Source organism: Pseudomonas sp. SDO55104_S430, assembly GCF_054070595.1.
Map to the genome: position 1 here is coordinate 1 of NZ_JBSVXG010000037.1, position 14,994 is coordinate 14,994.

Here is a 14,994-nt window from a genome sequence, read left to right on the forward strand (position 1 = left end):
CATCGATGTTGGCTGACCTGGCGCATTCGCGGGCAAGCCTCGCTCCTACAGGAAAATAGTCATCAGGCATTCTGCGCCTGCAGAAATATCGAAAACAGCTCCGACTGGGACTTGATCCCCAGCTTGCTGTACATGTGTTTCTTATGGACTTTCACGGTTTCGATGGAAATTTCCAGTTTGCGGGCGATTTCCTTGCTGGAGCAGCCGCTGAGCATCAGGCGCCCGACATCCAGCTCCCTGGCGGTCAATTGCGCGCCCTTGAGTTGCTGCACCGAGGCTTCCAGCTGCACCCGCCAATCGGCAGTCACCGGCGCGGGCGCCAGGGCCACCACTTCGTTGATCTCGTAGGGCAGGCGCTGGCGCAACAGGCCCAGCACCCACGGCTGAATCAGCGACAGCATGGCGATCTGCCCGGCGGTGAAGCGCTGCTTGCTGCCCAGTGACAGGCACAGCGTGCGGTCGCCTTCGAGCTGGCAATTAAACTGGATTTCGTCGGCCACGACATTCACACGAAAGTATCGTTGATAGTACTCGGTGAGTTCGAAATGCTCCGGCGCCACCTCGGACAGGCGGTAAAGACCGGTGCGCGACTGCTCGCGGCAGGCGATGTAGAAGGGGTCAAGCAGGTACAGCCCGCGCAGGTAATCCTGAAACAGCTGGTCGGGACTGCCGTCGACGCCCGGGCTTTCGGCGAACACCTGCGGGTGCTGATCGGCGCTGAACATCAGCACCACCCAGCTGTCGCAGGGGACGTACTGGTCCAGCAGACGCACCAGTTGCGTCCAGAAGTTGGGCTTGTCCAGGGCGTCGATCAGTTGCCCCACCGAGCGGTGCCAGGCGATGTCGTCCAACGAGAGTGTCATGCATCTACCCCTATCGTGTTACCCCGGCGGCGTAATTCCCCCACCGTGCGCTTGCTGCGCATACTGGCGCACAGACAGCGACCGGGCAATCTTTCCGGCGTTCAGAACAAGGACCACCCATGAAAGTCGAACTCGCCCAACTGGCGGGCCGTGACAACGACACGGCCTACAACCTCGAACGCGCCCTGGCGGCGATCAACGCCTGTGCTGCCGATACGCAGCTGATCATGTTTCCGGAAAGCCACCTGATGGGTTTCCCAAGCGCCGAGTCCGTAGCCGACGTCGCCGAACCGCTGGACGGCCCGACCGTCAGCGCCATCGTGGCCGCCGCTCGCGAGCGCAACATCGCCGTGGTCATCGGCACCGCCGAGAACGACAACGGGCGTTTCTTCAACACCACGCTGCTGATCACCCCTGAAGATATCGCCCTGAAATACCGCAAGACCCACCTGTGGGCCTCGGATCGCGGCGTTTATGAAGCGGGCGACCGTTATGCGACCTGCCTGTGGAACGGTGTGCGCGTGGGTCTGTTGATCTGCTACGACATCGAATTCCCCGAAAGCGCCCGCGCCCTGGCGCAACTGGGTGCCGAACTGCTGCTGGTGACCAACGGCAACATGGACCCTTACGGCCCGACCCACCGCACCGCGATCATGGCCCGCGCCCAGGAAAACCAGGCGTTTGCGCTGATGGTCAACCGGGTGGAAGAGGGCGACGGCGGCTTGCTGTTCGCTGGCGGCAGCGCGCTGGTCGATCCGCTGGGCACGCTGCTGTTCGAGGCTGGCCGCGAGGAAGGTCAGTTCGCGGTGGAGCTGGACCTGAACCGGCTGACGGCGGCGCGCCAGGATTATCGGTATCTGGATGATCAGCGGCTGAAGTTGCCGGGGGAAGTGGTCGAGCATGCTGGCGGGTTGCGGGAGCTGATGATTCCCAGGGGATGATCCGGACTTTGTATCGTTTGGGCTGACGCCATCGCGGGCAAGCCCGCTCCCACAGGGATCTCCAGTGGATACAGATGTTGTGAAAGACACACAACCTGTGGGAGCTGGCTTGCCAGCGAAGAGGCCCTTCCAGGCAACACATTTGCCTGACCCTTTACCGAAGAACAACAAAGCAACACCCAAAACTCCTGCGCCGAACTCGGCTCTGCCATAAATCCAATAATTCCGGAGTAGTCGCCCATGGCTCGTTTGCAACGCACCCTGTCATTAGGCTCGGTGGTGCTGTTTGGCATCGCCTACATGACGCCGATCATTGTGCTCGGCACCTTTGGCATCCTCGCTCAATCCACCGCCGGCATGGTCCCGGCCGCTTACCTCGCGGCGCTGGTGGCGATGTTCTTCACCGCCATGAGCTACGGCCGCATGGCCTCGGCTTTCCCGGTCGCCGGTTCCGCCTACAGCTACGTGCGCAAGGCCATCAGCCCGAAACTCGGATTCATCGCCGGCTGGGCGGTGCTGCTCGATTACCTGTTCCTGCCCATGGCCATCTGGCTGATCGGCGCGGCGTACCTCAACTCCGCGTTCCCGGCGGTGCCGCAGTGGATCTGGGTGCTGGCGTTCATCGGCATCACCAGCGCCATCAACATCGTCGGCCTGAAACTGGCCAATGGCGTCAACGCCTTGCTGATGCTGGTGCAGTTCCTGGTGCTGGTGGCCTTCGTCGCGCTGTGCGTGCACTACGTCGGCGGTGACGCGAGCACGCCGCTGTGGTCGATCAAACCGTTCTTCAATGGCGACATGCAGATGCCCTTGATCATGAGCGGCGCGGCCATCGCCTGTTACTCGTTCCTCGGTTTCGACGCGGTCAGCACCCTGACCGAAGAAACCCGCGACCCACGCCGCACCATTCCACGGGCGATCATGCTGATCACCCTGATCGGCGGGCTGATTTTCGTCGGCGTGTCGTACTTCGTGCAGATCGCCCATCCTTCGTTCCAGTTCGACAGCGTGGATTCGGCGGCTTATGAGATCGCCCGCAACATCGGCGGCGACCTGTTCGTCTCGATCTTCCTGATCGGCCTGATCGTCGGCCAATTCGCCTCGGGCCTGTCGGCACAGGCCAGCGGCTCGCGACTGCTGTACGCCATGGGCCGCGACGGCGTGTTGCCGAAATCCTTCTTCGGCACCCTGCACGAGCGCTTCGGCACGCCGATCAACAGCATCCTGCTGTGCGCCGTGGTGGCCTTGCTGGCACTGAAACTGGACGTCACCACCTCCACCTCGTTCATCAACTTCGGTGCGTTCCTGGCCTTCAGCCTGGTGAACCTGTCGGTGATCTTCCATTACTGGATCGGCGGCGAGAAAAAAGGCCTGCGAGAGTTCGTGCTGTTCCTGCTGTTCCCGTTCATCGGCCTGGCGGCGGACCTGTGGCTGATGGTCAGCCTCGACCACCTGGCGATCTACCTGGGTCTCAGCTGGCTGGCGATCGGCGTGGTGTACCTGGCCGTGCTGACCGGCGGTTTCCGCCGCCAGCCGCCGGAGATGGATTTCCAGGAAGCCGCATAACTAACGCCACCCCCTGTAGGAGCGAGCATGCTCGCGATGGTCGTCAACGATAACGCTGGCTGTCTGAATGCCCGCGGTGTCCTGAAGTCCATCGCGAGCAAGCTCGCTCCTACAGGAGGTCTCGTGCGATCCTTGCGGCTTTCCGCCAAGGTCACGATCGCGCCATGAATCTTTCGCCCCGCATCATCCACATCGCCGCCGCCCTGCTGATCGGCGCCGACGGCCGAACCCTGCTGGTGCGCAAGCGCGGCACCGAGGCGTTCATGCAGCCGGGCGGCAAGATCGAACCTCATGAATTGCCCATCCACGCACTGGCCCGCGAGCTGGAAGAAGAGCTGGGGCTGGACATCGATCCTGAGCAAGCCAGCTTCCTCGGCCAATTCTCCGCCCCCGCCGCCAATGAGCCCGGACACATCGTCAAGGCCGAGATCTTCCTGCTGAACATCGATGCCGACGTCACCCCGGCCGCCGAGATCGAAGAGGTGGTGTGGATCGACCCGGCGACCGATGGCGGCCTCGTCCTGGCGCCATTGACACGGGACCTGATCCTGCCGTTTTATCGGAACTCGCTGACGGCGATCGCCTGATCATCCACGCCAAGGACCCGCCATGATCCCGCTCCAGGACTTGCTGAACTTTGTCGCTGCCGCATTGCTGAAATCTGAACAGTGCCGGGTGGCCTGAACATGTGGATCGAGCGTCTGAATGCCAGTCATGCCCTCGACTATCGGGCCCTGACACTCGAGGCCTATGACCGGCATGCCCAGGCGTTCACCTCCAGCGTGCGCGAGCGGGCATCGCTGCCGTTGAGTTGGTGGGAAGAGCGCCTGAGCGGCAAGCTGGATGTGGTGTTCGGCGGGTTCGTCGATGGACGCCTGGCGGGCATTGCGGGGCTGGCGTTCGAGCCCCGGGAAAAGGCCCGGCACAAGGCGACGTTGTTTGGGATGTATGTCTCGTCCGGCGCGCGGCAGAATGGATTGGGTTATCAACTGGTGCAGGCGGTGCTGGATGAGGCGCGCAGGCATCAGGGCTTGCGGCTGGTCAAGCTGACCGTCACCGCCGGCAATCAGGCGGCGATCGACCTCTACCAGCGCTGCGGTTTCATCCAGTTCGGGCTGGAGCCGATGGCGGTGCGGGTGGGGAAGGAGTATTTCGACAAGGTCCACATGTGGCGTGAAATCTGACTGTCACACGATCCCCTGTAGGAGCGAGCATGCTCGCGATGGTCGTTAACGATAACGCGGGGAATCTGGTTCCCCGCGGTGTTCTTGCGTCCATCGCGAATAAATTCGCTCCTACAGGGGGCGGGTGTTATCTGACGGCACTAACCCCATCCAACGTAGAAAACGAAGTGTCCTTCGCCGTCAGCAGAAAATCGCGCATATAAGGCGCATCCAGCATGTCCGCCCGAATCGCCGCGTAGAGCGTGGCGAACAATCCCTTCTCGCCCAGGCGCTTGGCCTTCACGTAGCCCCGTGAGCTGTATTCATGCAGCGCCCAGTGGGGCATGCCGCATACGCCGCGGCCGCTGGCCACCAACTGCATCATCATCACCGACAGCTCCGAAGTGCGGACCTGCGCCGGTTCGATGTCGGCCGGTTCCAGAAAACGCGTGAAGATGTCCAGGCGATCGCGCTCCACCGGATAGGTGATCAGGGTTTCGCTCAGCAGGTCTTCGGGGACGATGTACGGCTTGCTTGCCAGGCGGTGCTGGTTGGCCACCGCGAGCATCGCTTCGTAAGTGAACAGCGGAACATAAGTGATGCCCACCAGATCCAGCGGATCGGATGTAACCACCAGGTCCAGGTCGCCACGGGCCAGGGCCGGCAGCGGTGCGAAGGAAAAGCCCGAGGCCAGGTCCAGCTCGACTTCCGGCCAGGCGTCGCGGAACTGGTCGATGGTCGGCATCAGCCACTGGAAGCAGCTGTGGCATTCGATGGCCATGTGCAGGCGTCCGGCGGTGCCGCCGGCCAATCTTGCGATGTCCCGTTCGGCGGCGCGCAGCAGCGGCAGGGTCGCGTCGGCCAGTTGCAGCAGGCGCAGGCCGGCGCTGGTGAAGCGCACCGGTTTGGTTTTGCGCACGAACAGCGGCATGCCCATGCGCTCTTCCAGTTCCTTGAACTGGTGGGACAGCGCCGACTGGGTCAGGTGCAGGCGGTCGGCGGCATCCACCAGGCTGTCGGCTTCGCGCAGGGCGTGCAGGGTTTTCAGGTGGCGGAGTTCTAGCACCGGAAAGGCTCCATGAGGAAAACTTGTGATCAACACGAAAAGGTTGAGTTTGTCTCATGATGGTCCGGCTGTCGACAATAGCGCCATCTTTTACACAGGAGCACCTTCACCATGGCCGTGGCACACACCCTGGGTTTCCCGCGCATCGGCGCCGACCGCGAACTGAAAAAAGCCCTCGAAGCCTACTGGAAAGGTGATCTGGACCGGACCGCGCTGGAAAACGTCGGCCGCCAGTTGCGCGCCACCCACTGGCAATTGCAGAAAGATGCCGGCATCGACCTGCTGCCGGTCGGCGACTTTGCCTGGTACGACCAGGTGCTGAGCCATTCCCTGGCCTTCGGCGTGATCCCCGAGCGTTTCGCCGGCAGCCGCGACGAACGCGGCCTGCCGACCCTCGACACCCTGTTCGCCATGGCGCGTGGCGCCACTGCCAGCTGCTGCGGCGAACATGGTCAGGCGCAGTACGCCCAGGAGCTGACCAAGTGGTTCGACACCAACTATCACTACCTGGTCCCGGAATTCAGCGCCGACCAGCAGTTCAAGCTGAGCTGGGAACAGCTGTTCAACGAGGTCGACGAAGCGAAAGCCCTGGGGCATAACGTCAAGCCGGTGATCATCGGCCCGTTGACCTACCTGTGGCTGGGCAAGGTCAAAGGTGCCGACTTCGACAAACTCGACCTGCTGGAGCGCCTGCTGCCGATCTATGGTGAAATCCTCGGCCGTCTTGCCGCCCAGGGCGTGGAGTGGGTACAGATCGATGAACCGATCCTGACCCTCGACCTGCCTCAGGAATGGAAGAATGCCTTCGAGCGCGCCTACCACATCCTCCAGTACTCGCCGCTGAAAAAGCTGGTGGCGACCTACTTCAGCGGTCTGCAGGACAACCTCGGTCTGGCGGTCGGACTGCCGGTGCAAGGCCTGCACATCGACGCCGTGCGCGCGCCGGATCAACTGCTGCACGTGCTCGACCGCCTGCCGGTCTACAAGATTCTCTCGGTGGGGCTGGTCAATGGCCGCAACGTCTGGCGTTGCGAACTGGAGCCGGTGCTCGAGCAACTGCGGTTCGCCCAGGAACGTTTTGGCGAGAACCTGTGGGTCAGCAGTTCCTGCTCGCTGCTGCACAGTCCGGTGGACCTTGAGCGTGAAGACAAACTCGACCCAGAGCTGAAAAGCTGGCTGGCGTTCGCGGTGCAGAAGTGTGGCGAAATCGCCGTACTGCGCGATGCCCTCAACGATCCACAAGCGCCAAAGGTGCAGGCTGCCCTGGCTGAAAGCCGCGCCATTGCCGCCAGCCGCGCCCAGTCGCCGCGGATTCACAAAGCGGACGTGCAGGCGCGGGTCGATGCCATCGATGCCAGGGACAGTCAGCGTCAGTCGCCCTTTGCCCAGCGCATCGAACAGCAGCGTGCGCGCTTGAAGCTGCCGGCGTTTCCGACCACCACCATCGGTTCGTTCCCGCAGACCGGGTCGATTCGTCTGGCGCGTCAGTCGTACAAACAGGGCAAGCTATCGGCCAACGATTATCACGACGCCATGCGCCATGAGATTCGCCATGCCATTCAGATTCAGGAGCGCCTGGGGCTGGACGTGCTGGTGCATGGCGAGGCCGAGCGCAATGACATGGTCGAGTACTTCGCCGAGCAACTGGACGGCTACCTGTTCACCCGCTTCGGCTGGGTGCAGAGCTACGGTTCGCGTTGTGTGAAACCGGCGGTGATCTACGGCGACCTCAGCCGTCCGCAGGCCATGACGGTGGACTGGATCAGCTATGCGCAGAGCCAGACCGACAAGGTCATGAAGGGCATGCTCACCGGTCCCGTGACCATGCTGATGTGGTCGTTCCCCCGCGAAGACGTGTCGCGCAAGGTCCAGGCGCAGCAGTTGGCGTTGGCTCTGCGGGATGAAGTGGTGGACCTGGAAGCGGCCGGCATCCGCATCGTGCAGATTGATGAGGCGGCGTTCCGCGAAGGCCTGCCGCTGCGTCGCGAGCAATGGCAAGAGTATCTGGAGTGGGCGGTGGAGGCGTTCCGCCTGAGCGCCAGCGGCGTGCGGGACGAAACCCAGATCCACACCCACATGTGCTACAGCGAATTCAATGACGTGATTCAAGCCATCGCGGCGATGGACGCCGATGTGATCACCATCGAAACCTCGCGTTCGGACATGGAGTTGCTCGAAGCGTTCAAGGCGTTCGATTACCCGAACGATATCGGCCCGGGCGTCTACGACATCCACTCGCCACGGGTGCCGGATACGGCGCAGATGGTGGATCTGATGAGCAAGGCGGTGAAACGAATCCCGGCCGAGCGCCTGTGGGTCAACCCCGATTGCGGCCTGAAAACCCGGGCCTGGCCGGAGACCGAAGCGGCGTTGGTGAACATGGTCGCGGCCGCGCGCCAGTTGCGTAGTCAGCTGGCCTGAAGGCAGCCTTCATGGCATTCAACATCACTGTTGAATGTACCGGCCTCTTCGCGGGCAAGCCCGCTCCCACAATGATTGTGGTTGTCTGGGAATTTCGCGTACACCCGTTAACCCTGTGGGAGCGGGCTTGCTCGCGAAGGCGGAGTGTCAGACGCCATCGATGTTGAATGTACCGGCCTCTTCGCGAGCAAGCCCGCTCCCACAATGGTCTTGGTTGTCTGCGAATTTTGCGTACACCCGTGAACCCTGTAGGAGCGAGCATGCTCGCGATGGTCGTCAACGATAACGCTGGCTGTCTGAATGCCCGCGGTGTTACAGGGATGGCGTCGGGTCAGAGAATCCGGTCCGCCATCACACCTTCTCGAAATACGGCAACACCGCCGACCGTTTACCAATGTCGGCATACGGCAGGTCGGCGTTGTCGGCGTGGGTCAGGAAGCGGTGTTCGGGCAATTTCAGATGTCCTTTCTCGAACCCGTCGAAATCCGGCGCGGCTCGGGAATAGTGGAAATGCGCATACCACAGCACCTTGGCCGGGGTTTGTGTCTTGTCCCAGATTTCGTATTCCTGCATGAAATCGTTGCGACCGTCCCGGCGCTTGCCCAGGTTCTTGATCAGGCTGGTTTTGCGGATCTCCACCGCGTCGTGCTTGAGCAGGTCGTCGAGCATGCCATCGGTGGGTTTTTTGCTCAGTAGCGTCTGGCGGGTTCGCAGCGTGCGGCCGGTGGCGGTCAGCTCCGTGGCCTTGTCGCGCAGTTGCTGGACGAGCGCATCCTGCGGCGCCAGCGCCTCGATGCCCTGGGCGCGGCGGCTGAGTTCGTCCGCCTCCTTGAGCATCATGTGCTCCAGATCCACCGGGAGCATGTCCTGGCTGGCGTAGGACTCGATTTTCGCCAGGTAGGCGTCCTGGGATTGCAGCCGTTGACGGGCTTCGGCGAGCAGCGAATCAAGGTTTCGGTGCTGGGTGTGAGAGGGCGCTGGCGGCGGATTCAGCAGACGGGATTTGCCATCCGCGCCTTTTTCCCAGACCTCCGTGTAGCCGCCTTTCCCGGTCAGGGTGTAGCGATAGCGCTGGGTGGTTTTTTCCAGATGCTCCACGCCGATCAACAGCTCATCGCTCTCGGTGACGAACACCTTTTTGCTGATCTGCCCGGGTTTAGTCGACGGCGCCGGCAGGTCCAGCGCCTTGCGCGCCCGTTCGCTCAGTTTCGCCAGCGCCTCCATGAACGGCGGCACCGACTCCAGATGAAAATGCTGCGGATAACTCGCGGTCCAGGCATTCATCCCGCGACGAAACTCGCTGTAGTGCTCGATGCAATCCTGCAGGATCCGGTTGCGCTGAGCCTTGGTCGCGGAAACTTCCGAGAGACTGAACTGCGAAACCAGCGCACGTTCGACTCGCTCCCTGGAAGCACGCATTTGCCCTTGCAGAAAGAACCAGGACAAGTCGGTGCCGGCGTCGTAACGGGTCACCACCTCCAGCAGGTTACAGGCCCGGACGTTCAGCAAAGTGCCTTCGGTCAGACGCCCGTTCAGCATGGTCACGTCCGGTGTCAGCTGGGCCTTGTCGGCACTGGTGGTGATGCGCTGATACCAGTGATTGAGTTCGCGCATGTGAGCTTCGATGTTGTCGAAACCTTCTATCAATTCGATCCGCAGCTTTCTGACCTCCGCCAGCACCTGCAGCTTCAGCGAAAGGTTCGATAAAGGCGTCGCTTCGAGTTTTTTCATCAGCTCATCGATACTGTCCAGCAGTGGCTCGACGCTGTGATTGGCGAAAAACACCCGCTTCTTGTAGCGGTCACTGAGGATCAGCGCCGCGTCGCTCTGGAAGTCCAGCAGCACCCGCCTCTTGTTGCCGTGGGTGAGCGGAAACAGATCGACCAGGGTCTGGTGGTAGAGCCTGGCCATGTCGATGTCGGCGATGCAGGCCGTTTCCGCTTGCTGGCGCAGCGTTGCCGAACGCCGGTCGTTTTCATAGGCGGCCAAGTGGACTTCGGTCTGTTTGACCCGGGCATCGATTTGCGGCGCAAGATTGTCGGCAGCCTGGGTCAATGCATGCAGCCGCCTGAACGACTCATCCACCCACCAGCGCGGCAACCGCTCGCGGATCGCCCGAGGCCAAACCGGGTCCAAGGTATCGGCCAGATAACCCAGCACGTTGCCGCCCCCAAGACCACCGCCTTCGAACGCCACACCATGCACGCCGTAATAGGTGTCCCAGTGACCGGCTTCATCCAGCGCGATGGGTTGCTTGTAGGTTTTCTGGGTCGTGCCTTTCAAGCGCCAGTTGCGTGAATCCTTGCTGCGTTCGACCTCGAAAATCCTGCCCTGACGAACGATGAAATCACCCTCGGCATGGCGATAGACGTTGCGATACATGCCACGGCTACCAGGTTGCAGATCTGCCAGTGACAGCGGTTTTTCATACTCGTAGCCGGCGAATCGCTGGATCACCCGGCGGGCGTCGTTCAGCGAGGACGACTGCATGGCGGCCTGTGCGTTCATGGCTTTGAGCTGACGCAATCCCGTGGCCGAACGCGCCGCCTGAGCGGTGTTGATGGACACGCTGGGCAGGATGTCCATGGCCGCATCGATCAGGCATAACAGCATCGACTCGGTCTCGGCCAGACCATCGCCGACCTTGCCACGCACGAACGCCGATACAGCCAGGTTGGCGCTGTTCCAGGCGTCGTACAGAGCGATTGCGGTACCCACGAAAGGCACCAGACCCAGGGCCATTTTCAGGTAGTTGAACACCCGCGGTCCCTGCAGCGCATAACGCTCCAGATAGAGGTCGACGTTGGAGCGAGAGGTGGCGCGATGGGCCTCGATCAGGCGTCCCATGTGGCTGTCAAGTTGGTGCGCGGCGAGGGAGGTGGTGGCGGGCCAGCGGGTGCCGACCGCGATGATCGCGTCGAAGTGCTTGAGCATGGCCTGATTGATGCGGCTGGCGTGGGCCTGCACCGAACCCTGCAAGGCGCGGCCCGCCAGATAGTTGAGCATCTCGTCGCGCAGGCACAGGTTGTACAGAGCCTTGCGCGCCGTTTCCAGGTTGTCGTAGCGCCGCAGGAATTGCCCGTCCGGGCTGTCCGGCAGATAGAGCAGGGTCATGCCGCTGACCTGTTCTTCGATGAAGATGACGCCGGCCAGAGTGACCGGGCCTTCGTCCGGCGTGTCCTTGCCACCGACACCCAAACGAGCCGGCCAGAGCACGATGCGTTTGCCGTCCACCGTCCAAGCCTGTGGGGTATCGGCGTCGATGGCGATCTTGAGAATGCGCAGCTCGTCGGCGCTGATCTGCTTTTGCAGGCGGGCGGTTTCGCCTTGCAGCTTGAGTATCAATCGCCAGGGTTCGAGCAGGCATTCACGGCGATGCTCACGGACAAACGCCGCCTCGTCGGCCGCGCCCATGAACACCTTGCGGATCAACTGTTCGTAGGCCTGGGGCAAATCCAGTTCGGGCAGGACCTTGCGCAGCCAGGGCAGGGTGATGCCGCTGTTCAGGGCCTGACGTTCGGCGGCGTTGGCGGAGCTGACCTCTACCTTCATGAACGACAGGCGCAGCATCAGCGGCTCCAGATTCATCGACGGCGTGTCATCGATGTTGAGCTGGGCCAGGTCTTCAAGTGACATCTTGCTGCGCCGGGTACTTGGGATCAGCGTCAGCTTTTGCGGGGTGCCGGGCGCGCCGGGTGCGGGGAACGACTCTTTTTGCCACGCCACGCTGTCAGGCAGATCCAGCTGCACCTGGAAGTCGCCCTTGATGGCGAAGTCCTTTTTCAGCCGGGCATACAGGCGCTCGCGGGTGAAATCCTTGCGCGGCATCAGCACAATTTCGAGTTGCTCGTGGCTGCGCTGCATCGCTGTGATCCAGGCCTGGATCAGCGGCTTGAGTTCGCCGCTTTCGGTGTTCTGGCCGAGCCATTCAGGTAGCTGGTTGGCCAGGGTCGCGCTGCGGTTTTGTTCCAGTCGCTGGGAGAAAACCAGTTGCCGGGCGGCATTCACTGGCACCTGCAAACCGGCGAGGGTGTCGCGGCGACATTGCTCCAGTTCAACAGCGCGCTGGGTTGCCTGGGAATCTTCGGTGTAACGCTGGCGGATCTTCGCGGCGCTTTCCTCGAAGACGTCGATCAGTTGGTTGAGGCTGTAATGCAGCGGGTCGTGGTTGATGGGCTTCAAACTCAATGTCAGGCGATCGTCCTGTTCCTGGATCTTGAACACCTCGCGCTCTATCGCACGCAGGTTGACGAAGCGCTGCAAGCCGCCACCGGTGCCGGGCCAGTGCAGCAACACGCTGGCGTCGGCGGACTCGATGAGCCAGGGGCCGTTGAGGTCGTGGGTGGTGCGCTGGGTTGGATCGCCGGTGATGATCGTCAGCGTCAGGCTCCACACCTTGGCACCTGTGTTGAGTGCTGCCCCGTCCAACAGATTGTTGATCAGCCGATGTTCATATTCATTGAGCTGCTCAAGGGCTCGCTGCACTTCGATCTCGGCGCGCAGGCCGGCTTTGTGGGCGTTGTAGAGCGCGGTGAATTCCCGGTTGATGGTCGTGGTGTCCAGCAGGCGTTCGCGGTACAGCAAGGCAGTGGCGGCCTGGTCGGCGGATTGCACGGCGGCCTCAAGCACCGAGAGTTCATCGGCGAGTTTTTTCTGCCGCTCGCTTTCAAGGTCGTCGCCCAGATAACGCTCGAGGGCTGCGCGTTGAGTGCTCAAAGCGGTCTGACGCAGGGTCCACGGGACATCGGCATACAGGGTGCCGAACATCGCCGGCTGATCGTCATGGCTACCGGTTTCGACGGCGGGCGGCAGGGTGAATTCTGCCGCGTGCTTGCCGGATGCGGGTTGTTGCAAGTGCAGCAGCAGATCCGTCATTCCCACCGCCAGCATCGGTGTTCTGAAGCGGAACTCGAAGCCGATGTCTTCGACGCTCGTTTCTGTCGGGACCAGTGACTGTCGCGACAACCAGGACTCCATGAGGCTGCGTTTTTCGAACGCCTGTATCGGCTCGGCATGACTGGGCAGGTACAGCCAGTGCGGCGACGGGTCCTTATCCCCAAGGCTGATCACCCAGGCGGCCGGATAACTCACTTTCGTGTAGTCGCTCGATACAAGAGTCAGGCGCTCCGTGCGCAGGGGCTGGCCCTTGAGGCGCAGGTCGGTGGTCGTCGAGTCCAGCAGTGCCAGCAGCGGCTGAGCCTGTTCCGCCGTCAGGCGTTGTCGGGCGAAGGCCGCCTGGATGACCGCTTCTAAGTGGTCGCGGTACAGCTCGATGGCCCGATCTCGTCGAGACAGCGGCGTACCGGGCGCCCGGGCATCCCAGTAAGTCTTCCAGCGCTGTTTGTCCGGCGTGGCCGGTGCGTTATTCAACAACTCGCCAAGACCCCCACTGGCGGCTCGCCAACGGGTGGTGGCACTGAGCAGAAGTCGTTCATCGAGGCTGGCGGGCAGGGGCGTGAGGGAAGGCGGGACAAGCGGTGAGGGGGAGATGGTGTCGGGCAATAGTTTTTCGGTCATTGATCGATGGCTCGTTCAGGTGGCGCGGTCGATCCGTGCCACGGGGCGGCCATTTAAGAAAAACGTCGTTCGGGCCGGGCGCTACATAGTTAACGCCTCGACCGCCCGGCGAGATTCATCAAACTGTCACGCAACTGTGGCAGCGCGCTTGAACAAACTTCATCAGACTCGCGATCTACTGGGGTTCTGCGTTTCGGTGTTTTTCATGCGTGCTTTGTTTTTATCGGCGGCCTTCTGTCTGGCCGCATTTTTCAATCTGCCGAGCGTGGCGGCGTCGCGTTGTGACGTGAATGTTCCGACTGAACGAGTCGATCTGGCACAGGTAAGCCTGGCGTACCAGAGCATCGGCCGTGAGTCCGATCCGGCGCTGCTGCTGGTGATGGGGCTGGGCGGGCAGTTGATTCACTGGCCGGACGAGGTGGTGGTCGCCCTGTGTCAGCAGGGTTTCCGGGTGATTCGTTATGACAATCGCGATGTCGGCCTGTCGACCTGGCGCCAGGCGCCGCTGGAAGCCAACCTGACTTACGAAGTCCTGCGCTACAAGCTGGGCCTGCCGGTGTCGGCGCCGTACTCGCTGATCGACATGGCGGACGACGGCCTGGGCCTGATGGATGCGCTGCACATCGAGCAATTCCATGTGCTGGGGGCGAGCATGGGCGGGATGATCGCCCAGCACATGGCGGCGATGGCACCGCAACGGGTCGAGAGTCTGACCCTGATCATGACCAGCTCCGGCGCCGAAGGGCTGCCCGCGCCAAGTGCCGCACTGGTGCAGTTGCTCGCCCGCCGCGGCGCGCCGAATCGCGAAGTGGCGCTGGAGCAACAGGCCGATCTGCTCGCCGCGCTGGGCAGCCCGACCATCACCGACGATCGCCAGGCGCTGCTGCACCAGGCGGCGCTGTCCTACGACCGGGCATTCAACCCCGAAGGCGTGAAGCGCCAGATCATGGCGATCCTCGCCGAACCAAGCCGCGTGGCGCTGCTCAATCAACTGCGGGTGCCGGCGCTGGTGGTGCACGGAACGGCGGATCCGCTGTTGCCAGTGATGCACGGCGTACACCTGGCCGCGCATCTGCGTGGCAGCCAGCTGAAGCTGATTCCGGGCCTGGCCCATCGTTTTCAGGAGCAGTTCAAGGCGCCGCTACTGGCAGCCGTCCTGCCGTACCTGCGGGCGCACCGTGAAGATACTTCGCACTGGGCGCAGATCGAGCCGGTGGCCGAACACAATCTCCTGTAGGAGCGAGCACGCTCGCGATGGTCGTCAACGATAACGTGGGCTGTCTGGATGCCCGCGGTGTCTGAGCCTCCATCGCGAGCAGGCTCGCTCCCACAGTTTTTTGATTGCAATTACCCCTGTGGATAAGATTCTTCCGATTGAAAAAATATCAATGTGCCACTATGGTTGTCGACCGTCGCAGCCGCTTCAGGCTGCACGTTTTCAATCATAGGGATTTGAT

At 62.2% G+C, this 14,994-nt stretch carries 9 protein-coding genes; 6 read left to right on the forward strand and 3 right to left on the reverse strand.

What is annotated here, in order from left to right; genetic code table 11:
- Nucleotides 1-62: 62 nt before the first annotated feature.
- A complete protein-coding gene (locus tag ACW9JE_RS09530) occupies nt 63-863 on the reverse strand; it encodes a response regulator transcription factor (protein ID WP_457432600.1) in 801 nt (266 codons plus the stop codon).
- Nucleotides 864-982: 119 nt separating this feature from the next.
- Here ACW9JE_RS09530 and ACW9JE_RS09535 point away from each other — a divergent pair, with 119 nt between their 5' ends.
- From ACW9JE_RS09535 to ACW9JE_RS09550, 4 genes are all read left to right on the forward strand, one after another.
- Nucleotides 983-1,804, forward strand: coding sequence for a carbon-nitrogen hydrolase family protein (locus tag ACW9JE_RS09535; RefSeq protein ID WP_457432601.1), 822 nt, complete (start codon nt 983-985; stop codon nt 1,802-1,804).
- Nucleotides 1,805-2,044: 240 nt separating this feature from the next.
- The gene (locus tag ACW9JE_RS09540; protein WP_175375197.1) at nt 2,045-3,370 is read left to right on the forward strand and encodes an APC family permease; all 1,326 of its coding nucleotides are present in this window, start codon (nt 2,045-2,047) and stop codon (nt 3,368-3,370) included.
- A 164-nt stretch (nt 3,371-3,534) separates the two neighbouring features.
- Nucleotides 3,535-3,957, forward strand: a complete 423-nt coding sequence (locus ACW9JE_RS09545) for an NUDIX hydrolase (protein ID WP_457432602.1) — start codon at nt 3,535-3,537, stop codon at nt 3,955-3,957.
- A gap of 99 nt (nt 3,958-4,056) precedes the next feature.
- Nucleotides 4,057-4,554 carry an N-acetyltransferase family protein gene (locus ACW9JE_RS09550; protein ID WP_457432603.1) on the forward strand — a complete coding sequence of 166 codons (498 nt, stop codon included), beginning with the start codon at nt 4,057-4,059 and terminating at the stop codon, nt 4,552-4,554.
- Nucleotides 4,555-4,681: 127 nt separating this feature from the next.
- On the opposite strand, the gene metR is transcribed toward ACW9JE_RS09550, so the two are convergent.
- Complete coding sequence (gene metR, locus ACW9JE_RS09555; protein WP_224537183.1) at nt 4,682-5,599, reverse strand: transcriptional regulator MetR; 918 nt, start codon at nt 5,597-5,599, stop codon at nt 4,682-4,684.
- A 111-nt stretch (nt 5,600-5,710) separates the two neighbouring features.
- Between metR and metE the strand changes: the two genes are divergently transcribed.
- Nucleotides 5,711-8,020, forward strand: a complete 2,310-nt coding sequence (gene metE / locus ACW9JE_RS09560; protein WP_457432604.1) for a 5-methyltetrahydropteroyltriglutamate--homocysteine S-methyltransferase — start codon at nt 5,711-5,713, stop codon at nt 8,018-8,020.
- Between the two features lie 351 nt (nt 8,021-8,371).
- Here the strand turns inward: metE and ACW9JE_RS09565 are convergent, their stop codons facing one another.
- Complete coding sequence (locus ACW9JE_RS09565) at nt 8,372-13,537, reverse strand: dermonecrotic toxin domain-containing protein (RefSeq protein WP_457432605.1); 5,166 nt, start codon at nt 13,535-13,537, stop codon at nt 8,372-8,374.
- A gap of 205 nt (nt 13,538-13,742) precedes the next feature.
- Here ACW9JE_RS09565 and ACW9JE_RS09570 point away from each other — a divergent pair, with 205 nt between their 5' ends.
- The gene (locus ACW9JE_RS09570; RefSeq protein ID WP_457432606.1) at nt 13,743-14,774 is read left to right on the forward strand and encodes an alpha/beta fold hydrolase; all 1,032 of its coding nucleotides are present in this window, start codon (nt 13,743-13,745) and stop codon (nt 14,772-14,774) included.
- Nucleotides 14,775-14,994: the final 220 nt, after the last annotated feature.

Coding starts and splice junctions, on each gene's coding strand:
- ACW9JE_RS09530 (WP_457432600.1), bottom strand. CDS start 863: ATGACACTCTCGTTGGACGACATCGCCTGGCACCGCTCGGTGGGGCAA.
- ACW9JE_RS09535 (WP_457432601.1), top strand. CDS start 983: ATGAAAGTCGAACTCGCCCAACTGGCGGGCCGTGACAACGACACGGCC.
- ACW9JE_RS09540 (WP_175375197.1), top strand. CDS start 2,045: ATGGCTCGTTTGCAACGCACCCTGTCATTAGGCTCGGTGGTGCTGTTT.
- ACW9JE_RS09545 (WP_457432602.1), top strand. CDS start 3,535: ATGAATCTTTCGCCCCGCATCATCCACATCGCCGCCGCCCTGCTGATC.
- ACW9JE_RS09550 (WP_457432603.1), top strand. CDS start 4,057: ATGTGGATCGAGCGTCTGAATGCCAGTCATGCCCTCGACTATCGGGCC.
- metE (WP_457432604.1), top strand. CDS start 5,711: ATGGCCGTGGCACACACCCTGGGTTTCCCGCGCATCGGCGCCGACCGC.
- ACW9JE_RS09565 (WP_457432605.1), bottom strand. CDS start 13,537: ATGACCGAAAAACTATTGCCCGACACCATCTCCCCCTCACCGCTTGTC.
- ACW9JE_RS09570 (WP_457432606.1), top strand. CDS start 13,743: ATGCGTGCTTTGTTTTTATCGGCGGCCTTCTGTCTGGCCGCATTTTTC.